The 21,378-nt window shown below is 61.9% G+C and carries 19 protein-coding genes and 1 riboswitch; of the genes, 8 read left to right on the plus strand and 11 right to left on the minus strand.

Annotated features, from left to right (window positions below):
• Positions 1-464: 464 nt before the first annotated feature.
• From ilvN to AB5Y89_RS18285, 6 genes are all read right to left on the minus strand, one after another.
• The gene (ilvN, locus tag AB5Y89_RS18260) at positions 465-959 is read right to left on the minus strand and encodes an acetolactate synthase small subunit (protein ID WP_010673160.1); all 495 of its coding nucleotides are present in this window, start codon (positions 957-959) and stop codon (positions 465-467) included.
• A complete protein-coding gene (locus tag AB5Y89_RS18265; RefSeq protein WP_010673159.1) occupies positions 959-2,677 on the minus strand; it encodes an acetolactate synthase 3 large subunit in 1,719 nt (572 codons plus the stop codon). The genes ilvN and AB5Y89_RS18265 overlap by 1 nt, the downstream gene beginning before the upstream one ends.
• Positions 2,678-3,067: 390 nt before the next feature.
• On the minus strand, positions 3,068-3,220 hold the full coding sequence (locus AB5Y89_RS18270; protein WP_010673158.1) for a hypothetical protein: 153 nt from the start codon (positions 3,218-3,220) through the stop codon (positions 3,068-3,070).
• A gap of 35 nt (positions 3,221-3,255) precedes the next feature.
• Positions 3,256-4,365, minus strand: coding sequence for an MJ1255/VC2487 family glycosyltransferase (locus tag AB5Y89_RS18275; protein ID WP_043156168.1), 1,110 nt, complete (start codon positions 4,363-4,365; stop codon positions 3,256-3,258).
• Entirely contained in the window at positions 4,362-4,865 is a 504-nt protein-coding gene (locus tag AB5Y89_RS18280; protein ID WP_202044164.1) for a phosphatase PAP2 family protein, read from the minus strand. Before AB5Y89_RS18280 ends, AB5Y89_RS18275 begins: the two co-directional genes overlap by 4 nt.
• Positions 4,866-4,990: 125 nt before the next feature.
• On the minus strand, positions 4,991-5,614 hold the full coding sequence (locus AB5Y89_RS18285) for a TetR/AcrR family transcriptional regulator (RefSeq protein WP_010673155.1): 624 nt from the start codon (positions 5,612-5,614) through the stop codon (positions 4,991-4,993).
• A 405-nt stretch (positions 5,615-6,019) separates the two neighbouring features.
• Here AB5Y89_RS18285 and leuA point away from each other — a divergent pair, with 405 nt between their 5' ends.
• The 5 genes from leuA to AB5Y89_RS18310 all read left to right on the plus strand — a co-directional run bounded on the left by leuA (position 6,020) and on the right by AB5Y89_RS18310 (position 11,863).
• Positions 6,020-7,582, plus strand: a complete 1,563-nt coding sequence (gene leuA / locus AB5Y89_RS18290) for a 2-isopropylmalate synthase (RefSeq protein ID WP_368224248.1) — start codon at positions 6,020-6,022, stop codon at positions 7,580-7,582.
• Positions 7,583-7,693: 111 nt separating this feature from the next.
• Positions 7,694-8,779 (plus strand): 3-isopropylmalate dehydrogenase, encoded by a 1,086-nt coding sequence (leuB, locus tag AB5Y89_RS18295; protein WP_069651849.1) that lies wholly within the window; start codon positions 7,694-7,696, stop codon positions 8,777-8,779.
• Positions 8,780-8,811: 32 nt separating this feature from the next.
• Positions 8,812-10,209: a 3-isopropylmalate dehydratase large subunit gene (leuC, locus tag AB5Y89_RS18300; protein ID WP_069784572.1), complete on the plus strand. Its 1,398-nt coding sequence runs from the start codon at positions 8,812-8,814 to the stop codon at positions 10,207-10,209.
• A 12-nt stretch (positions 10,210-10,221) separates the two neighbouring features.
• Positions 10,222-10,821, plus strand: coding sequence for a 3-isopropylmalate dehydratase small subunit (gene leuD / locus AB5Y89_RS18305; RefSeq protein ID WP_113069684.1), 600 nt, complete (start codon positions 10,222-10,224; stop codon positions 10,819-10,821).
• A gap of 112 nt (positions 10,822-10,933) precedes the next feature.
• Positions 10,934-11,863, plus strand: coding sequence for a transglutaminase domain-containing protein (locus tag AB5Y89_RS18310; RefSeq protein WP_368224249.1), 930 nt, complete (start codon positions 10,934-10,936; stop codon positions 11,861-11,863).
• A 51-nt stretch (positions 11,864-11,914) separates the two neighbouring features.
• On the opposite strand, the gene AB5Y89_RS18315 is transcribed toward AB5Y89_RS18310, so the two are convergent.
• Positions 11,915-12,205 (minus strand): PilZ domain-containing protein, encoded by a 291-nt coding sequence (locus AB5Y89_RS18315; protein ID WP_010673149.1) that lies wholly within the window; start codon positions 12,203-12,205, stop codon positions 11,915-11,917.
• A gap of 91 nt (positions 12,206-12,296) precedes the next feature.
• A riboswitch (TPP riboswitch) is annotated at positions 12,297-12,387 on the plus strand.
• An 83-nt stretch (positions 12,388-12,470) separates the two neighbouring features.
• On the opposite strand from AB5Y89_RS18315, the gene thiB reads away from it, so the two are divergent.
• The 3 genes from thiB to thiQ all read left to right on the plus strand — a co-directional run bounded on the left by thiB (position 12,471) and on the right by thiQ (position 15,904).
• On the plus strand, positions 12,471-13,451 hold the full coding sequence (gene thiB / locus AB5Y89_RS18320) for a thiamine ABC transporter substrate binding subunit (RefSeq protein ID WP_201995988.1): 981 nt from the start codon (positions 12,471-12,473) through the stop codon (positions 13,449-13,451).
• Positions 13,427-15,055 carry a thiamine/thiamine pyrophosphate ABC transporter permease gene (gene thiP / locus AB5Y89_RS18325; protein ID WP_042016674.1) on the plus strand — a complete coding sequence of 543 codons (1,629 nt, stop codon included), beginning with the start codon at positions 13,427-13,429 and terminating at the stop codon, positions 15,053-15,055. Before thiB ends, thiP begins: the two co-directional genes overlap by 25 nt.
• Positions 15,056-15,196: 141 nt before the next feature.
• The gene (thiQ, locus tag AB5Y89_RS18330) at positions 15,197-15,904 is read left to right on the plus strand and encodes a thiamine ABC transporter ATP-binding protein (protein ID WP_052816553.1); all 708 of its coding nucleotides are present in this window, start codon (positions 15,197-15,199) and stop codon (positions 15,902-15,904) included.
• A gap of 66 nt (positions 15,905-15,970) precedes the next feature.
• Here the strand turns inward: thiQ and AB5Y89_RS18335 are convergent, their stop codons facing one another.
• From AB5Y89_RS18335 to AB5Y89_RS18350, 4 genes are all read right to left on the minus strand, one after another.
• Positions 15,971-17,341, minus strand: a complete 1,371-nt coding sequence (locus AB5Y89_RS18335; protein ID WP_010673145.1) for a PhoH family protein — start codon at positions 17,339-17,341, stop codon at positions 15,971-15,973.
• A 206-nt stretch (positions 17,342-17,547) separates the two neighbouring features.
• Positions 17,548-18,231 carry a hypothetical protein gene (locus tag AB5Y89_RS18340; protein WP_010673144.1) on the minus strand — a complete coding sequence of 228 codons (684 nt, stop codon included), beginning with the start codon at positions 18,229-18,231 and terminating at the stop codon, positions 17,548-17,550.
• Between the two features lie 9 nt (positions 18,232-18,240).
• The gene (locus AB5Y89_RS18345; RefSeq protein WP_010673143.1) at positions 18,241-20,388 is read right to left on the minus strand and encodes an adenosylcobalamin-dependent ribonucleoside-diphosphate reductase; all 2,148 of its coding nucleotides are present in this window, start codon (positions 20,386-20,388) and stop codon (positions 18,241-18,243) included.
• A gap of 204 nt (positions 20,389-20,592) precedes the next feature.
• Positions 20,593-21,045: a pullulanase gene (locus tag AB5Y89_RS18350; protein WP_029313820.1), complete on the minus strand. Its 453-nt coding sequence runs from the start codon at positions 21,043-21,045 to the stop codon at positions 20,593-20,595.
• Between the last annotated feature and the right edge of the window lie 333 nt (positions 21,046-21,378).

Below are 21,378 nucleotides of genomic sequence, written 5' to 3' on the forward strand. Positions count from 1 at the left end.
GATACAATGAAAAACCCGCCGAGAGGCGGGTTTTTTTATGGCTCGCGCCCAGAAATGTTGATCCGCAAGATCAGGTCGGGATCCCGTCCGGATCTACAGACAGATCCGCGTTCCGCCCTTGGCAAGGCTCGAGGGATAAGCAAACGCTCACACCCTCGCCAGGGGATTGCACAAATGCGATCCAGCCAGGATCAAATTGAAATATCCCTTTAAGATCATGCGACTAACGCCAGACACACCGCTAATCTACAGAGTTTTCCACAGCTTTTGTGGATAGTTTACCGATCATTTGAAAGAAAATGACAGGTGAAGCCCCTCCCTTCCCCCTTCTCTTTCACCCCCTCGATAACCTCCTGATGCTGTGGCCTGCATCCCTACCGGCCCCCCCACTTGCCCGCAACGCTGCCAGACACGAAAAAGGGCTCCGAAGAGCCCTTGAACAGCTATTTTCACATCCGGCCACATCAGGGACGCAGGGATTTGTCCGCCCGGGAGATGCCACAGACACCGGAGCGCACCACTTCGATGATCTCGTTGGTCTGGGCAGCCGTCTTGATGAAGGCGTCCAGCTTTTCGCTGGTCCCGACGAGCTGCACCGTGTAGAGCTCGGGGGTGACGTCGACGATCTGGCCACGGAAGATGTCCGCCAGCCGCTTCAGTTCGTCACGTGCACCACCGGCGGCGCGCGCCTTGACCAGCGCGATCTCCCGCTCGATGTGCTCACCCTCGCTCAGGTCACACACCTTGAGCACGTCCACCAGCTTGTGCAGCTGCTTCTGGATCTGCTCCAGCACCCGCTCATCCCCCATGGTGACGATGGTCATGCGGGACAGAGTGGGATCCTCGGTGGGGGCCACCGTCAGGGTCTCGATGTTGTAGCCGCGCTGGGAAAAGAGGCCCACCACACGGCTCAGGGCGCCGGATTCGTTCTCCAGCAGAACGGAAATTATATGTCTCATCAGGTTCTCTCCGTCTTGCTCAGCCACATCTCGTCCATGGCGCCAAATTTGATCTGCATCGGATAGACGTGCTCGTCCGGATCGACCGAGATGTCCATGAACACCAGTCTGTCCTTCATGGCAAAGGCCTTCTCCATGGCGCTCTCCAGCTCCGCCGGATCGCTCACCGCGATGCCGACGTGGCCATAGGCTTCCGCCAGCTTGACGAAGTCAGGCAGGGATTCCATGTAGGAGTGGCTGTGACGGCCGCCGTAGAACATCTTCTGCCACTGCTTGACCATCCCCAGCGCACGGTTGTTGATGGAGATGATCTTGATGGGCACCCCGTACTGCATGCAGGTGGAGAGCTCCTGGATGTTCATCTGTACCGAGCCGTCGCCGGTGACGCAGCAGACCACGGCTTCCGGGTTGGCAAACTGGGCCCCCATGGCGGCGGGAATGCCAAAGCCCATGGTGCCGAGGCCACCGGAGTTGATCCACTGGCGCGGCTTGGCAAACGGGTAGTAGAGGGCGGCAAACATCTGGTGCTGGCCGACGTCGGAGGCGACGAAGGCCTCCCCCTTGGTCACCTTGTAGAGAGTCTCGATGACCTGCTGCGGCTTGATCAGGGTGGGATGGGTCTCGTAAGCCAGGCAGTTGCGTGAGCGCCACTGGTTGATCTGCTCCCACCAGTCCGCCAACGCCTGCTTGTCGTTGTCAAAGCCGCATTCGCGGATCACTTCCAGCATCTGTTCCAGCACGGTTTCCACCGAGCCGACGATGGGCACATGGGCCTGTACCGTCTTGGAGATGGAGGTGGGGTCGATGTCGATGTGGACTATGGTAGCGTTGGGGCAGAACTTGGCTACGTTGTTGGTCACGCGATCATCGAAGCGGGCACCCACAGCGAAGATGAGATCCGCGTTGTGCATGCTCTTGTTCGCTTCGAAGGTGCCGTGCATGCCGAGCATGCCGATGAACTGCGGATGGGTGCCGGAGAAGGCGCCCAGCCCCATGAGCGTGGTGGTCACCGGCAGGTTCAGCAGCTCCGCCAACTTGGTCACCAGGTGATCCGCATTGGCGTTGATGGCGCCGCCACCCACGTACATGACCGGGCGGCTCGCCTCGGTCAGCAGCTTGGCAGCCCGCTTGATCTGGCCCTTGTGTCCCGCCTTGGTCGGATTGTAGGAGCGCAGGGAAACGGACTCGGGATACTGATAGGGGAACTTCTCTTTCGGATTCTGCACGTCTTTGGGCAGATCCACCACCACGGGCCCCGGGCGGCCACTGGCGGCAATATAATAGGCCTTCTTGATGGCCTCGGGAATGTCGCTGGCTTTCTTGCACAGGAAGCTGTGCTTCACCACCGGGCGGGAGATGCCGATCATGTCGGTCTCCTGGAACGCATCCTCCCCGATCATGCTGGTCGGCACCTGGCCGGACAGGATCACCAGGGGAATGGAATCCATGTAGGCGGTGGCGATCCCCGTGATGCAGTTGGTGGCGCCGGGACCCGAGGTCACCAGCACAGTGCCCACCTTGCCGGTGGAGCGGGCGTAACCGTCCGCCATGTGCACTGCGGCCTGCTCGTGCCGCACCAGGACATGCTCCATCTTGCCGTTTTCGAAGAGAGCGTCATAGATGTCGAGCACTGAGCCACCAGGGTAGCCGAAAACGTGTTCCACTCCCTGATCTTCCAGCGCTCTAACCACCATCTGGGCGCCTGATAACATCTCCATGATAAAGCCCTCCAGGCTTTGCTCCGTTAAGCGAAAGCTATCGACAGTCCGCTGCTTCCCGGCAGCGCCGATCCGAGTCTTGTTGTTGTCTGCAGGCAGATCAGGCGAGTTCGGAGCCGTCGATAGTAGAAAAATAGGGGTTTTCCATCATTCACCCGAAAAGCGGGTGAAAAACCAACTTAACCCGCCCGTGAACGCTTGTCCACGGCTTTGTCTGGCCATAACAGTCATAAATTTCAAACAGCTATTAACATTCAGTGACTTGGCCACCAGACGGGCAACAAAGAGGGGCCCTGGGGGGAACAACCAGGGGATCATGCTGCCCGCGTCGGTCAGGAACAAAATAAACGGCCCACCCCGAGGGGGTGGGCCGTCAAAAACTGGCTGGTTTCACTGCTCGTCTTCGGGTTCTGCCAGCCAGATCTGCTGATCCGGATCCGTCTCTTCGCAGACCGAAATGCTGACCCCCATGTCGAGCAGCTCATGCAGGGTGAGATTGTCTGCCAGAGTCATGGTGTCGCCGTTTTCATTGGTAAAGCGCATGGTGTCCGTCCTCTCCGTGGTGGGATCGACTCAGTTTAGTCAAAGGCGCTGAGTTGGGATAACCAGGGACGCTCCTGGCCGGTACGGCTGGCAAGCTCCCCCAGGCTGTCACACACCTCCTCCGGAAAGAGGGTCCTGCCCCAGAGGCGGCGGGAGAGCGCCCCCACCTCCTCCCCGGCCCCGGCCAGCAACCAGTCGGCCAGCTCTCCTGCCACATCGGGATAGCGTACCCTGCCAGGAGAAGGGGCCTCCAGCCAGCTTCGCACCGCATTGGCATCCAGGCTGTCCATCAACTGGGCCAGCCCCATCAGCTCCAGGGTCCTGCCGTTGGTCAACTGCTCGAACTGGCCACCCAGGGGTTTGACCAGCAGCTTCTTGCCAAGGGAGAGCGCCTCGGAGGCAAGCTCGAATCCCGCATTGCTGATGACCCCGCGACAACCGGCCAGCGCCAGCTTGAACCCCTCTCTGGCCTGAGGTTCAAAGCGGATGTTGCGCCACTCGCTGCGCTTGCGCACCTCGGGATGGAAGCAGATGAACGACTGCGGGCTGAAACGCGACAACAGGGCCGCGATCGTCTCTGTCTGCTCGAATGGCAGATAGACCAGGATCTGCTGGTTGTCCGGCACAGGCTCGAGGGGATCGACGATGGGAGGCAGCAGGGGCTGGCCGAAATGGAACCAGTGCAGTCCCAGGGACTGGCGTACCGGCGCAAAATGGCGCATCAGCTGGCGGTTGAAGCCGCTCTCCCCCCAGCGCGGGATCGGCCAGTCGAAGCTCGCCTGATGGCTGATGGTGAGGCTGGGTTTGCCCCAGCGGCGAGCAGCATGGGCACTGAGCGGCTCGAAGTCGCTGATGACCAGATCGTACTCGCGACAATCGAGGGCACGCAGATCTTGCCAGAAACGCAGGGGAGAGAGTCCCTTGAGGGTGCGCCAGCCCGAGATGCGCCCCTGATGGCTGGCGAAAGTGATACCGGGGAAGGTGCGATAATCCCCGAACTCCCCCATCTCGAAGTAGCCGTCGGCGGCGCGCCCGCTGAACAGATAGTCCACCGCCACGCCCCTGCTCTTCAATGCGCGCGCCAGGGTCCGGCTACGACTGATGTGGCCGTTGCCGGTCCCCTGAACGCCGAACAGTATCCTCATCCCTGGCTCCAACCCAGCGCCCAGAGTGCGCAACCACCGCCAAGCAGCGCCCCGGCCACCAGATCACTCAGATAATGCACCCCGAGCAGCAGGCGGGACGCCCCCACCAGCGCGGCCCAGACAAACAGCAGCGGTGCCCAGAGCGGGAAACTGGCGGCCAGTACGGTCGCCATCAGAAAGGCGGCCGCGGTGTGGCCCGAGGGCAGGCTGTAACGATCCGACGGGGTGATGAAGACAGGTAGCCCTGCCGGGCGCTGGCGTTTGAGGGCATTCTTGAGCAGCAGGTAGAGCGGCAACTCGAGGGCAAACGCCCAGAGCGCCATACTGACCGCCTCCTGCCCGGCGATCCCCTGCCACCAGAGCAGGCAGGCCGCCACGGCATAGAGGGGGCCGTCACCGGTACGGGAGACAAGCCGGCTTATCCTGGCCTGCGGCTGATTGTAGGGGTGGAGCAGGCAGACACGGCACACCCGCAGGTCCCATTGCTGGATCTTGTTCATCACGGCCCTCCCTTGCATCCTGAGTGCAGACTAGGAGGGCGGCATGACACTTCGTTGACGCCCAGATAACAGATTGATGAAAAAAAGGGCCCAGGGGCCCTTTTTCATCCGTCATCCCGAAAAAGTCAGTTCAGGGCACCGCGCAGGCCGTTTTCCATCAGGCGGCAGTTGTGGGCCGCGAGGCGGCTCATGAAGTGCTCGTCCACCGTCAGACCAAACACCTGTTCGTAGAGATCCTTCATCACGAAAGGCTGCCACATCATGCTGAGGAAGGAGATCTTCAGCATCTCGGGGTCCAGGTTGTCCGCCAGCTGGCCGTTGGAGCGCATGGATTCGAGCAGGGCATCGAACTGGGGAAGTTGACGATCCAGCAGGCGGCTCAGCACAAAATCACGCCCCGGGCTCTTTTCAGTGGACAATGCGCTGGAGATGGCAGAGGTCAGCTCGCTGTTGGGCGCCATCACCTGATAGTAGGTGTTGAGCAGATCGGTCAGGCTGCGGTTGCTGCTCTCGTCGTGCCAGGCTTGCTCGAGGGGCTCGGCCACATCCCCCAGCACCGCCTTGTAGAGGCCTTCCTTGCTGCCGAAGTAGTAGTGGATCATCGCCAGATTGGAGCCTGCCAGCTCGGCAATCTCGCGGGTCGTCACCTTGCTGTAGGGGGTGTTGAGAAAACGTTCGCGTGCGGCGGCAAGCAGCTTGTCACGAATGTCGGAACGTCCGACTGGACGGCCAGGTCTGCGTTTTTCCATGGAATACCTCAGATAATTCAGCAAGGGCTGATAAGTCGATCTGATTGTGCGGGTGATCGAGTACAGCAGGAATGACCAGATAATCAGGCATGAACCGAATATGGGACAAGAGAATTTGCACTCCTTTACAATCCGATTAAATAAACCAGTGGATTGAACCTGTCTATTCCGGTTGACACAGCATAAAAATCTCGTTATTGGTAGTAGCGTTATCGACTGGAAGGATTGAGACATCATGCGTATTGCCGCTCCGCTACTACTGCTCTCCCTAATCGCGACTCCTCGCGCGGGATCCTTGTAGCCGGGCTAAGGCATAGCCGGAATTTACAGAAACCCGTGCACCCCGCACGGGTTTTTTTATGCCATGCAGGATGCACGCAGCGAACTTAGGAAGAGGGAAGTCACATGTCAGATCGGGTCATCATATTCGACACCACCTTACGTGATGGTGAGCAGGCGCTGTCGGCCAGCTTGACGGTCAAGGAGAAGCTGCAGATCGCCCAGGCGCTGGAACGGCTCGGTGTCGATATCATGGAAGTGGGTTTCCCCGTCTCCTCCCCCGGCGATTTTCAATCGGTTCAGACCATCGCCCGCCACATCAAGAACAGCCGGGTCTGCGCCCTGGCTCGCGCCCTGCAAAAAGACATCGATGCCGCCGGCGAAGCCTTGAAAGTGGCAGAGGCGTTTCGCATCCATACCTTCATCTCCACCTCCTCCATCCACGTGGAGAGCAAGCTGAAAAAGAGCTTCGAAGACGTGCTGGAGATGGGGGTCGGCGCCATCAAGCACGCCTTGCGCTACACCGATGACGTGGAGTTCTCCTGCGAAGATGCGGGCCGCACCCCGATAGACAACCTGTGCCGCATGGTGGAAGCCGCCATCAAGGCCGGCGCCCGCACCATCAACATTCCTGACACCGTGGGCTACACGGTGACGACCGAATTCTCCGGCATCATCCACACCCTGTTCAACCGGGTACCCAACATCGACAAGGCCATCATCTCGGTGCACTGCCACGACGATCTGGGCCTCTCGGTGGCCAACTCCATCAGTGCCGTGCAGATGGGGGCCCGCCAGATCGAGTGCACCATCAACGGCATCGGCGAGCGTGCTGGCAACTGCTCTCTGGAAGAGGTCGCGATGATCCTGAAGACCCGCGCCGACCTGCTCGGGGTACACACCAACATTCGCCACAGCGAGATCCACCGCACCAGCACCCTCGTCAGTCAAATCTGCAACATGCCGGTGCAGCCCAACAAGGCCATCGTCGGCGCCAACGCCTTCTCCCACAGCTCAGGCATCCATCAGGACGGCGTGCTCAAGGCGAAGAACACCTATGAAATCATCACCCCCGAGAGCATCGGTCTCACCCAGAACAACCTCAACATGACCTCCCGCTCCGGCCGCCACGTCATCAAGCACCGGATGGAGTCCATGGGCTACGCCGAGAGCAGCTACGACCTCGACGATCTCTACGCCAAGTTCCTCACCCTGGCAGACAAGAAGGGCCAGGTGTTCGACTACGACCTGGAGGCCCTCGCCTTCTTCAGCCAGATCCACGAGGAGCCCGAGCACTTCAAGCTGGAGTACCTCGGCGTGCAGAGCGGCAGCTCGGTGCTCGCCACCGCCTCGGTCAAGCTCAAGGTAGGCCAGGATCTGGTGTGCGAGGCCGCCACCGGCAACGGCCCGGTGGATGCGGTCTACCAGTGCATCAACCGCATCACCGGCTACGAGATCCGCATCGATAAATACGAACTCAAAGGCAAGGGCGAGGGCAAGAACGCCCTCGGCCAGGTGGACATCGTCGCCGAGTACAAGGGGCGCAAGTTCCACGGCATGGGGCTGGCCACTGACATCATCGAATCCTCGGCCCAGGCCCTGGTCCACGTGATCAACAGCATCTGGCGCGCGGACCAGGTCGCCGAGCAGATGGAGCGCAACCACACCATCAAATCGGAAACAGTCTGAGCCCGCCGCCGGACAAGATGACAACATGACATGGGGAGGACCGGGGCCAGGGCAGTGGCCCGGACCGGCCTCCCGGATGAAACGGAATCACACTATCAAGACGGAGAGAGTATGAGCAGTTATCGGATCGCAGTATTGCCGGGTGACGGCATTGGCCCGGAAGTGATGGCTGAGGCCATCAAGGTACTGGAAAAGGTGCAGACCAAATTCGGCTTCTCCCTCGACTATGACCGTCACGACGTCGGCGGCATCGCCATCGACAACCACGGCACACCGCTGCCCCAGAGCACGATCAAAGGCTGCGAAGCGGCCGATGCGGTGCTGTTCGGATCGGTGGGTGGCCCCAAGTGGGAGCACCTGCCGCCCAACGATCAGCCGGAGCGCGGTGCCCTGCTGCCCCTGCGTGCCCACTTCAAACTGTTCTGCAACCTGCGCCCGGCCCGCATCTACACCGGTCTGGAGCAGTTCTCCCCGCTGCGTGCCGACATCTCCGATCGCGGCTTCGACATCGCCTGCGTGCGCGAGCTGACCGGCGGCATCTATTTCGGCCAGCCCAAGGGGCGTGAAGGGGAAGGCGCCACCGAGAAGGCCTTCGACACCGAGGTGTACCACCGCTTCGAGATCGAGCGCATCGCCAAGATAGCGTTTGAATCGGCCCGGGTGCGCAAGTCCAGGGTCACCTCCATCGACAAGGCCAACGTGCTCGCCTCCTCCATCCTGTGGCGCGAGGTGGTGACCGAGGTCGCCAAGTCCTACCCGGACGTGGCCCTGAACCACATGTACATCGACAACGCCACCATGCAGCTCATCAAGGATCCGTCCCAGTTCGACGTGCTGCTCTGCTCCAACCTGTTCGGTGACATCCTCTCCGACGAGTGCGCCATGATCACTGGCTCCATGGGCCTGCTCCCCTCCGCCAGCCTTAACGAATCCGGCTTCGGCCTGTTCGAGCCGGCCGGTGGCTCGGCCCCGGATATCGCCGGCAAGGGGATTGCGAATCCCATCGCCCAGATCCTCTCCGCCGCCCTGATGCTGCGTTACAGTCTCGGCCAGGAAGCCGCCGCCCAGGCCATCGAGCAGGCCGTGGCCCAGACCCTGGCAGAAGGCTATTTCACCGCCGACCTGCATCAGGCCAGCGCCACGCACCCGTTGCAGAGCACGGCCGACATGGGCAGCCAGATCGCCGCGCGCATCTGACCCCACGGCATCGATAACAAGGAAACCGAGCAATGTCCAAGACCCTCTATCAGAAAGTGTTCGACGCCCACGTGGTGCGGGAAGTGGAAGGGGAAACCCCTCTCATCTACATCGACCGTCATCTGGTGCATGAAGTGACCAGCCCCCAGGCATTCGACGGCCTGCGCGCCATGAACCGCCAGCTGCGTCGCCCGGATCTGACCTGGGCCACCATGGATCACAACGTCTCCACCACCACCAAGGACATCGCCGCCTCCGGCGAGATGGCCCGCATCCAGATGGAGACACTCGCCGCCAACTGCAAGGCGTTCGGGGTTCGTCTCTATGACTTGAACCACAAATACCAGGGCATCGTCCACGTGATGGGCCCCGAGCTCGGCATCACATTGCCCGGCACCACCATCGTCTGCGGTGACTCACACACCGCCACCCACGGTGCCTTCGGGTCGCTCGCGTTCGGTATCGGCACCTCCGAAGTGGAACATGTAATGGCCACCCAGACCCTGAAACAGGGCCGCGCCAGGACCATGCGTATCTCTGTCAACGGCAAGCTGGCCACAGGCATCAGCGCCAAAGACGTGGTGCTCGCCATCATCGGCAAGGTGGGTCACGCAGGCGGGACCGGCTACGTGGTGGAGTTCGCTGGTGAAGCCATCGAGGGGCTCACCATGGAAGGGCGCATGACGGTGTGCAACATGGCCATCGAGCTCGGCGCCAAAGCGGGCATGATTGCCCCCGACCAGACCACCATCGACTACATCCGTGGCAAGGAGTTCGCTCCCAAGGGGGAGGCGCTGGAACAAGCCATCGCCTACTGGCTGACCCTCAAGAGTGACGAAGGTGCCCACTTCGACGCCGAAGTGGTGCTGGACGCCGCCGACATCGCCCCGCAAGTGACCTGGGGCACCAACCCGGGCCAGGTGATTGCCGTCAATGAGCCCATCCCTGCCCCGGAATCCTTCGCCGATCCGGTGGAGCAGCAGTCCGCCCGCAAGGCCCTCGCCTACATGGACCTGCAACCGGGCCAGAAGCTCTCCGACGTGGCCATCGACAAGGTGTTCATCGGTTCGTGCACCAACAGCCGCATCGAGGATCTGCGCGCTGCCGCCGCCATCGCCCGTGGCCGCAAGGTCGCCGCCGGGGTACAGGCTCTGGTGGTGCCGGGCTCCGAGCAGGTGAAGGCCCAGGCCGAGGCCGAGGGGCTGGACAAGATCTTCATCGAGGCAGGCTTTGAGTGGCGTTTGCCCGGCTGCTCCATGTGTCTGGCCATGAACAACGACCGGCTGCAACCGGGGGAGCGCTGCGCCTCCACCAGCAACCGCAACTTCGAGGGGCGTCAGGGTCGTGCCGGCCGCACCCACCTGGTGAGCCCGGCCATGGCCGCCGCCGCCGCCGTCACCGGCCGCTTCGCCGATATTCGCGCACTGTAAGAGGAAACAGCGATGACAGGATTCAAACAGCATAAAGGGATCGTCGTTCCCCTCGACAGCGCCAACGTCGACACCGACGCCATCATTCCCAAGCAGTTCCTGCAGAAGGTGAACCGTATCGGCTTTGGCAAGCACCTGTTCCACGACTGGCGCTTCCTGGACGATGCAGGGGAGCAGCCCAACCCCGAGTTCGTGCTCAACCAGCCGCAGTTCGCCGGTGCCAGCATCCTGCTGGCCCGCGAGAACTTCGGCTGCGGCTCGAGTCGTGAGCACGCCCCCTGGGCGCTGGCGGACTACGGCTTCAAGACCATGATCGCTCCGAGCTTTGCCGACATCTTCTACGGCAACGCCATCAACAACGGCATGGTGCCGGTTCGTCTGAAAGAGGAGGAGGTCGACGCCCTGTTCCAGCTGGTCGCCGCCCAGCCGGGTATCGAGATCGAAGTGGATCTGGAGGCCAACCAGGTGCGTGCAGGCAGCCTCACGTTCGGCTTCGAAATCGACGAGTTCCGTCGCTACTGTCTGCTCAACGGGCTGGATGCCATCGGTCTGACCCTGCAGCACGAGGCCGCCATCAGCGCCTTCGAGGCGAAGCAGCCAAGCTGGATTTGACGAGCCTGCGACAAGAAAGCGAGTAGAATCAACAGGGAGCCAAGGCTCCCTGTTTTATTGTCGGGTCGCTGTACAAAGCCCACCACCTCTGCATGTCCGACAGGAGACACCCATGTCCGCAAGGGGCGCCCTTTCATTGCTCTGCCTGCTGCTCAGCCTCCCGGCCCTGGGCGGGCAGACCTCTTTCACCAACAGTGGCGGTCAGCTCAACGTCGGCTGGCAGGACAGGGAGGGCAAGGCGCAGCAGCTCAGCTACCGGCTGGAGGCGGGCAAGCTGCCCCCTCTCATCGCTTACCGTCCGGCCAGGATGCAGGAAGACGTACTGCAAAGCCTGCTGCAACAGGCCCCCCTGGCGTTCCCCGAGGTGCAGTTCTCCCTCGTTCGCCCCGCCATGAGCCTCAGCATCAAGAGCCGCAACACCGACAAGGCGCGGGAAGCCTCCCAATGGGTCAAGCCCGAGCAGGCCAAACTGGAGGCTGCCTGGCTCACGCAGCACTACTTCCAGCCCTTCACTGCCCCCGACGGCGCTCCCGCCATCAAGCAGGATCATGTGCGCATCGCCCTGGAGAGCCGGGACGAACTGGCCCCGTTGATGGAGCAGCTCAAGCAGGAAGGGGCCACCGAGACCGAGGCGCGCCAGAAGACGGTGGCCCACATGCTCGACTTCATCCAGGCCATCCCCTATCAACTGCTCGACAGCCAGTCGGGCCGCTCTGGCAAGGGGTTTCTGAGCCCGCGCCAGGTGCTGGAGCAGAACCGGGGGGATTGCGACAGCAAGGTGACCCTGATGGCCGCCCTGCTGGCCCAGGGGTATCCCGATCTCAAGCAGGCCATGGTGTTCGTGCCGGGACATGCCCTGCTGGGGGTGGCCCTGCCAGCCAAACCGGGGGACGCCACCTTGAGCCGGGCGGGGGAGACCTATCTCCTGATGGAGCCGACCGGCCCGGCCCAGCTGCCCATGGGCCAGCTCGCGCCCACCAGCAAGACGCTGGTCGACAGCGGCCAGTTGAGCGTGCAGCCGGTGCAGGATGAGGGGAAATGAGACAGGCCAGCCCATGGCTGGCCTGTCTCGAGGAGGACGGGCGCCCGGGTCTCAGGTGAGGGAGAGAAACTCCAGCGCCAGCAGGAGACCGTCTTCTTCCTCCAGCACCCGCACGATGCGAGCCTGGGCCTCGAAGGGAGGCAGAAGATTGCTGCTGGTCGCCAGGCTCACCCGGATGGGCTGGGCCAGATCGAACTCGTGCTTGTTCACCTCGACGCCCATGCCGTTGGCGCTGAGATCCCGGCAGACCCCCTCCAGCACCTGCTGATGCTGGAATAGGGTGACGGGGGCATTGATGACCATGCGCTGGAAGGCACGTCTTTCCTTGGTGCTGGTGATCACTGGGGACTTCCTCCTTGGTGGTGGCTCGCACGATGCGGCCCGTGAAACATAGTGCTGGCCTCCCCCCAGGAACGCCAATACAATGCGATGCGTTGCTCAAACGGGGTGCGGTTTACCGCTGAGATTATACCCGTGAACCTGATCCAGATAATGCTGGCGGAGGAATTTGAGGCATGGCGCGCGTTTTTTGTGTCCTCATCCGCCGGCGCTCACCACACGCGAGGTGCCATTGATGAGCACCCCGATACCCACAGGAGTGCCATTGATGAAGACCCTGCTGCTGATCGCCACCAGCCTGCTCTCTGCCCAGGCGTTTGCCGCCGACACCCTCACCGTCTACACCTACGGCTCCTTCGCCGCCGAATGGGGGCCGGGCCCCAAAATCAAGCAAGCCTTCGAGAAGGAGTGCGGCTGCACCCTCAATCTGGTGCCCCTCGAGGATGGCGTCGCCATCCTCAACCGGCTGCGGCTGGAAGGCCAGCACAGCAAGGCCGACATGGTGCTGGGGCTGGACGATGCCCTCATCAGCGAGGCCAAACAGAGCGGCCTGTTCGCCCCCCATTCCACCAGGCTCGATGGCCTCAAGGTGCCGGGTGGCTGGCAAGACGACACCTTTGTCCCCTATGACTACGGCTACTTCGCCTTCGTCTATGACAGCAACAAGCTCAAGCAGCCCCCCAAGAGCCTGAAGGAGCTGGTGGCGCGCCCCGATATCAAGGTGATCTATCAGGATCCCCGCACCTCCACCCCTGGTCAGGGGCTGATGCTCTGGATGAAGTCGGTCTACGGGGATGAGGCCCCTGCCGCCTGGGCCACGCTTGCCAAAAAGACGGTCACCGTCACCAAGGGGTGGTCAGAGGCCTACGGCATGTTCCTCGACGGCGAGGCGGACATGGTGCTCTCCTACACCACCTCCCCCGCCTATCACCTGATTGCCGAGAGCAAACCCCAGTACCGGGCGGCCGCGTTCGAGGAGGGGCACTACCGCCAGGTGGAAGTAGCGGCCAAGCTCAAGGGCGCCACACAGGGCAAACTGGCTGACCAGTTCCTGCAATTCATGGTGAGCCCCGCCTTCCAGAACGAGATCCCCGGCGGCAACTGGATGTATCCGGTGACAAACGTGGCGCTGCCCAAGGGGTTCGAACAGATGATCACCGTAGCTAAGCCACTCACCTTCAGCTCTGACGAGGTAGCCGCCAACCGCAAGGGGTGGATCCGCGAATGGCTGCAAGCCGTCACCCAGTGAGTTCAGGTCGTCGCACCCTCTGGTGGCTGCCCGGCAGTGCAGCCACCCTGGTCATCCTGCTGCTCTCCATTGGGCCGCTGGTCGCCCTGTTGTGGCAGGCGGGGGCCCTCTCCCCCCGCGCCCTGCTAGGCGATCCCTACCTGCGCCACGTGCTGGGTTTCAGCCTCTGGCAGGCACTGCTCTCCACCCTGCTGAGCCTGGGGCTTGCCATCCCGGTGGCCAGGGCCCTGGCGCGACGCCGTTTCACCGGACGCCGCCTGCTGCTCAAGCTCTTCGGCCTCTCCCTGGTGTTGCCGGTCATCATCGCCATCTTCGGCATGGTGGCGGTGCACGGTCGCCAGGGCTGGCTGCCGCAACTGCTGCACGGCCTGGGCCTGGATCCCGGCAACTACCTCTATGGCCTGTTCGGCATCCTGCTGGCCCATGTCTTCTTCAACATGCCGCTGGCCGCCCGCCTCATTCTGCAGAGCATAGAGAGCATCCCCGAGTCCTCCTGGCGCCTCGCCAGCCAGCTCGGCATGCGCTCCTCCCACATCTTCCGGCTGCTGGAGTGGCCGCTCATCCGCGGCATCTTGCCGGGGCTCGCCAGCCTCATCTTCATGCTCTGCTTCACCAGCTTCACCACAGTGCTGGCGCTCGGGGGCGGCCCCAAGTCCACCACACTGGAGGTGGCTGTCTACCAGGCGCTCCGCTTTGACTTCGATCTCGCCACCGCTGGCGGGCTCGCCCTGGTGCAACTGCTGCTGACCCTGGCCCTGCTCCTGCTGCAACACAAGCTGCAGACCACCCCGGCCAGTCGCCTCACCAGCCGTCGCCCCTGCCTGCGTCCCGACAGACACCAGAAGGGCAGCGCTCTGGTGGATGGCCTGGCCCTGACCATGGGGCTCGCCATCTTCCTGCCGCCCCTGCTGGCCATCGTGGTCGCCGGGTTCAACCCCGGTCTGCTGGCGGCGCTCGGCTCACCCCGGCTGTGGCAGGCAGGGGGGCAGTCCCTGGGCATAGCCCTGGCGGCGGGCTCCCTGGCCACTTTGCTCGGCGCCGGGCTGCTGCTCACCAGCCGCCACCTGAGGGTGCGGGATCGCAAACGGCGGGCCGCCGCCCTGTGGGAGGCCAGCGGTTCCATGATCCTGATGATCCCGGCGGTGGTGCTCTCCACCGGCCTCTTCATCCTGTTCATGCCCTTCACCGACGTCTTTGCCCTGGGCCCCTGGCTGGTGGTGCTGGTCAACGCCCTGATGGCGCTGCCCTATGTGCTGCGCACCCTCTCGGCCCCCATGCAACTGGTGGTGCGCCAGTACGATCGGCTGGCGGACAGCCTGGGGGTGCGCGGCCTGCATCGCCTGCGCCTGGTGGAGTGGCCCCTGCTGCGCCGCCCGCTGGCCCTGGCCATGGCTCTCTCGATGATATTGTCCCTTGGGGATCTCGGGGCCATCGCCATGTTCGGCAGCCAGACCCTCACCACCCTGCCCTGGCTGCTCTATCAGCAGCTCGGTAGCTACCGGCTGACCGAGGCGGCCGCCACCGCCCTGCTGCTGCTCACCCTCTGCTTCTCCCTGTTCTGGCTGGTGGAGCGGGGACTGGGAGGCAGACATGTGGATCACTGATCCCCGGCGGCATTGCCGCCCCCCAGCCCCCAGGATCCGGCCGGGCACGCCCCTGGGGCGCCCCTTGGGGCAGTCACTCACGCTGCCTTTCATCAATTTTTCTTACTTGTTGTTCTATAAAACGACATTCAGGAGCCAAACATGCTGGTAATTGAGGAACTGGTCACCAGTTATCCCGACTGGCAGGTGACCTTCAGTGCGACCTTGCCCAAGGGGGAGATCACCGCCCTCATCGGTCCGAGCGGCGCCGGCAAGTCCACCCTGCTCGGCATGATCGCGGGCTTCGTGCCGGTGGAGTCGGGCACCCTCACCTTCGACGGCCAGGATCTGCTGTCACTGGGCCCCGCCGAGCGCCCGGTCACCACCCTGTTCCAGGATCACAACCTCTTCCTGCACCTGTCGGTGTTCGACAACATCGCCATCGGCCTGCATCCCGGCCTGCGGTTGAATCCGGCCCAGAAAAGGCAGGTGCAGGAGGCCGCTGACAAGGTGGGCCTGGGGGAGATGCTGACGCGCCTGCCGGAGCAGCTCTCCGGCGGCCAGCAGCAGCGGGTGGGGCTGGCCCGCGCCCTGGTGCGGGGCAGGCCGCTGCTGCTGCTGGACGAGCCCTTCTCGGCCCTCGATCCGGCCCTCCGCCGGGAGATGCTGGCGGAGGTCGCCCGCCTCGCCTGCGAGCAGGGCATCACCGTGCTGATGGTCTCTCACAACCCCGAGGATGCCCAGCTCATCGCCGATCAGGTGCTCTTCATCGACGCAGGGCGCATCGCCTTGCAGGGCAAGCCCGATATCCTGCACAGCAGCGATCACCCGGGGCTGCTGCGCTACCTGGGCCGACCGAGAGAGGCATGAGATAGGCGGGATCAAAAAAGGGGAAGCCGTCCGGCTTCCCCTTTCTCATGCAGAGATCCCGTCAAATCAGAGATTTTCCTCGGCGAACGAAGCCAGCCGGCTGCGCACCACCCCGTTCAGGAAGATGTTGGCACTGCCGTCGAAGTCCTTGAACCGCTCGACGATGTAGGTCAGACCCGAGGTCACCGGGCTCAGGTAGTTGGAGTCGATCTGAGCCAGGTTGCCGGAGCAGACGATCTTGGTCCCCTCCCCGCAGCGGGTGATGATGGTCTTGATCTGGGACGCGGTCAGGTTCTGGCACTCGTCCAGCAGCACGAAGGTGTTCTGGATGCTGCGCCCGCGCATGAAGTTGACCGATTTGAACTGGATATTGGCCTTCTCCATGATGTAGCTGAGCGACCCGCTCATGTTCTCGTCCTGCTTGTGCAGCACCTCCAGGGTGTCGGTCACCGCCGCCAGCCAGGGCATCATCTTCTCCTCCTCGGTGCCGGGCAGGAAGCCGATGCTCTCGGCAATTTCCGGGGTATTGCGGGTGACGATCACCTTCTCGTAGATCCCCTTCTCGATCACCAGCTCCAGCGCCGCCGCCATGGCAAGCAGGGTCTTGCCGCAGCCCGCCGGGCCGGTCAGGATCACCAGGTCGATGTGCGGATCCAGCAGGGCATCCAGCGCCATGCCCTGATAGACGTTCTTGGGATGCACCCCCCAGGCCTTGCGGGACATCAGCCGCTCGCGGCCGAGATCTTTCAGGCGGATCTTGTTGCCGTCGTGGCTCAGTACCCGCGCGGCAAAGAAGTTCTCCTCGTCCAGCAGGTACTGGTTGACGTGGACTCCCTCCAGCAGGTTGGCATCGATAACGTGGACCGTATCGCGGCCATGGGTTTCGCTGTCGCACTCGCCGACCCGCTCCCAGAAGCTGCCGGGCACCACCTGGAAGCCCTTGGCGAGCAGGCGGATGTCGTCGATGAGCTGGTCGCTGCGGTAATCCTCCACATGGGCAAGACCTGCTCCCTTGGCCTTGAGGCGCATGTTGATGTCTTTGGTGACCAGCACCACCTGACGCTTCATCTCGTGCTTTTGCAGGTAGAGGGCGGCGTTGATGATGCGGTTGTCCGCCTCCTTGTCGGTGAACACCTCGGCATCCTGGGGCAGATGGTGATCGCTGAAGATGGAGATACGGCCGCTCGCCTCGCCGGCCAGTGCCACTCCTTGCACTATCTGCTCCGGAGTCGCATCGCGGAAGACATCTTCCAGGGCACGGATGGCGATGCGGGCATCACGGCTGACGTCCTTCTGGCGATCCTTGATGTTGTCGAGCTCTTCGAGCACCGTCATGGGGATGAGCACGTCGTGCTCTTTGAAGGAGTAGATGGCGAGGGGTTCGTGAAGCAGAACGTTGGTATCCAGGATAAACAGCTTTCGGTCCGTGTTGTCCATAAGCATCCTCCTTGGCACTGAAGGTGCCACGTGTGTGAATCTCAGATGTCATTGAAACCACACGGCCGTGACAGTTTTATTACCCCCAACGCTACGCCCGAATTTACCGGTGCGCAACAAATCGCTGCCATCATGAGCGTCGTTCGAACATAAAATCAGCAACGAAAAGGCCGGCATGTTGCCGGCCTTTGGTGGCAGTCAGCACCTCAACCGCACTTGGAATCCCCGCAATTGAGACAGGTCATGCAGCCATCCTTTTGCACCAGCGCCTTGGTGTGGCACTTGTAGCAGAGCGCGGCACTGGGTGGGAAACCGCTGCCCGCCGGCTGCTCTTCTGCCTGTTGCTGTGCCTGCAATTGCGCCTGCTTCTCGGCCAGGAACGCCTGCTGGTGCTCGTCCAGCCCGGGCACCTTGAGCATGCCGATCTCGGTGAGATGGGTTTCGATCACGTTGCCAATTTCGGCGATGAGAGAGGGCACATACTTGCCCTTGTTCCAGTAGCCTCCCTTGGGATCGAACACGGAGCGCAACTCCTCCACCAGAAAGGTGACGTCCCCTCCCTTGCGAAACACCGCCGAGATGATGCGGGTCAGCGCCACTATCCACTGATAGTGCTCCAGGCTCTTGGAGTTGATGAAGATCTCGAACGGGCGCCGGGTCTCGTGCACCGTGCCCTCGTTGAGAATGATGTCGTTGATGGTGATGAACAGCGAGTGCTCGGAGACATGCTCCGGCGTCTTCAGCTTGTAGGTGGTGCCCATCAACCGTTCCGGGCGCAGCACGGTTTCATGCATGTGCACCACGTCATCCTGGGGCGTCGGCGCATCTTGCGGCTCATCCCGGGTTTTTACCTTGTAGGCGACGATTTTTCTGTCGATCTTCTTGACCATGTCTCGTCCTCAGAACTTGCCGTAATAGCCTTCTTTCAAGGCGTCATAGAGGTTGGCGGCGGTGTGCAGCTCGCCATCGTATTCGATCTCCTCGTTCCCCTTCGCCGTGATGACGGTGCCATCTTCCAGGGTAAACTCGTAACTGGTGTTCTCCAGATCCTTCTCCTTCACCAGCACGCCCTGGAAGGCGGCCGGGTTGAAGCGGAAGGTGGTACAGCCCTTGAGGCCGGAGTCCGAGGCATAGAGGTAGATATCCTTGAACTGCTCGAACGGAAAATCGGTCGGCACGTTGGCGGTCTTGGAGATGGAGGAGTCGATCCAGCGCTGGGCCGCCGCCTGGATATCCACATGCCCGGTCGGCGTGATGTCGTCCGCGGTGATGAAGTAATCCGGCAGGCGGCTACCTTCCTCCTCGGCATAGGGCATGGCGGCCGGGTTCACCAGCTCGCGATAGGCCAGCAGCTCGAAGGAGTAGACATCCACGCTCTCCTTGCTCTTCTTGCCCGGTTTGATGACATTGCGGCTGTAGTGGTGGGCAAAGCTCGGCTCGATGCCGTTGCTGGCGTTGTTGGCGAGCGACAGGGAGATGGTACCGGTCGGCGCTATGCTGCTGTGGTGGGTGAAGCGTCCGCCCACCTCGGCCAGCTCGGCTACCAGAGCGGGATCCACCTCGGCCACCTGCTGCATATAGCGGCTGTAGCGGGCATGCAACACCTTGCCCTTCACCTTGTCGCCGAGCTTGATGCCATCTGCCGCCATTTCGGGGCGCAGACGCAGCATCTTGCCGGTGACTTCGAACTCCTGCTCCATGATGGGGGCCGGCCCCTTCTCCTTCGCCAGACGCAGAGACTCCTGCCAGCCGGTCATCGCCAGTTCCTGGGAGACCTGTTCGGTGAAGGCGACGGAGGCCGCAGAGCCGTACTTGATGCGCAGCATGGTGAGGGTCGAGCCCAGCCCCAGGAAGCCCATGCCGTGGCGACGCTTGGCGGTGATCTCCTCGCGCTGCTTGGCCAGCGGCAGCTGGTTTATCTCCACCACGTTGTCGAGCATGCGGGTAAAGATGGCCACCACCTTGCGAAACGCGGGCCAGTCGAAGGCGGCCTGCTCGGTGAAGGGATCGCGCACGAAGGTGGTCAGGTTGACCGAGCCCAGCAGGCAGGCCCCATAGGGCGGCAGAGGCTGTTCACCGCAGGGGTTGGTGGCACGGATCTCTTCGCAGAACCAGTTGTTGTTCATCTGGTTCACCTTGTCGATCAGGATGAAACCGGGCTCCGCATAGTCGTAGGTAGAGGTCATGATGACGTTCCACAGCTTGCGCGCGGGCAGGGTCTTGTAGACCTTGCAGGCCACCTGGCCCAGCTCGTTGATCACCACACCCTCCTTGTTGGGCCAGTCCGCCCAGACCACCCTCGCTGGGTCATCCAGCGCGATGCCATCCTGCTCCACCTCCTTGGCGGTGTAGGGGAAGATCAGTTGCCAGGGGGCATCCTCCTTCACCGCACTGACGAACTCTTCCGTGATGAGCAGGGAGAGGTTGAATTGACGCAGGCGACCATCCTCCCGCTTGGCCTGGATGAACTCGACGACATCGGGGTGACGGATATCCATGGTGCCCATCTGGGCGCCACGACGGCCACCGGCAGAGGAGACGGTAAAGCACATCTTGTCGTAGATATCCATGAAGGAGAGCGGCCCGGAGGTATAGGCCCCCGCTCCCGAAACGAAGGCTCCGCGCGGTCGCAGGGTTGAAAAATCATAACCGATGCCGCAACCCGCCTTCAGGGTCAGCCCCGCCTCGTGCACCTTGCCGAGGATATCGTCCATCGAATCCTCAATGGTGCCGGAGACGGTGCAGTTGATCGTGGAGGTCGCCGGCTTGTGCTCAAACGCCCCGGCGTTGGAGGTGATACGGCCCGCTGGAATGGCACCATTGCGCAGAGCCCACAGGAAGGGTTCATACCAGGTGTCGGGTTCGCGCTCCTGCGCAGCCAGCGCGCGAGCGACACGCTGGTAGGTCTCGTCGATGGAGCCGTCGATGGGGGCGCCATCCTTGCTCTTGAGACGATACTTGCTGTCCCAGATCTCGAGAGACGTCTCCTGCAGAGGGATCTGGCGGCTGGCGGTGACGCCCTCCAGTACCGGAATGGATTTAGCCATGGTCAATCAACCTCCTGTGAATGGGGCAATATCGTGACAAGAACACTACCAGTAGTAAATTTAAGAACTTAAAACACAATATGTTGTGATTCATCCGTCGTAAGGGCGCCGATTCTATCCTAAAAAAATGCCCCGGCCAGCAGATTTCTGGGCCAGGGCATTTAACCGGTTCAATTTCCGAGAGATTTAAAGCGAGAGACTATCTCAGGGTTTCTTGACGTATACGCTCGGTGTCTCACCCGCCATATTCAGATAGAACTCATAGACGCCATCCGCCTCGGGCGAGAACTTCATGTCCTCATACTTGGAGCACGGGTTGACCGGTACAGGTTCCCCGCCGAGCACGGCAACGCCATCGCTCGGGCTCTTGTAACCGAAGTTGGTGCCACAACTCCAGCCGGAGTCGGCAAACTTGAACTTGTAAGGAGCCCACTCTTTCTTGAGCGTCCCCTTGGCCATGTAGAGCTTGTCGGCAACCTTGACGACCTTGCTTTCGTCGGTGGCCATCCAGTCGTTCATCTCACCACGCAGGTAGATGGACTTGCCGCCGAAGTCACTGTTGTCCGCCGCCGCCTGCTCTGCACCACCATTGGATGCGCAACCGCCTAATACCAGGGTTCCCGCCGCCAGCATCATCGTTACTGTTCTTTTGAACATGTGTCCATTCCTCAAATTATTGTGATTCCTTGGTCCATCGATGTGGACCCGGGAATTAAACCAGAGCAGGCATGACAAGAAAGGTAGAAGCATCACATTCTGTGCTTTTTATATCCAGAATGCAGGCTTTCGAATAGATATTGAACAGAGACAGGCCACAAACACGTCGATATTGGCTGGGATGATGAATGCGAGTATCAGAAAACACGGCGGGAGACCGCACCATAGTGCCCGCTTACCCTCCAGTGAGGGCTGAATTTCAGGCAATAAAAAACCCCGCTCGAGTGAGCGGGGTTTCTTGTATTGGGTGCCTGGCAGTGTCCTACTCTCGCA

The organism is Aeromonas sp. s4 (genome assembly GCF_040907855.1).
Lineage (GTDB): Bacteria > Pseudomonadota > Gammaproteobacteria > Enterobacterales > Aeromonadaceae > Aeromonas > Aeromonas caviae.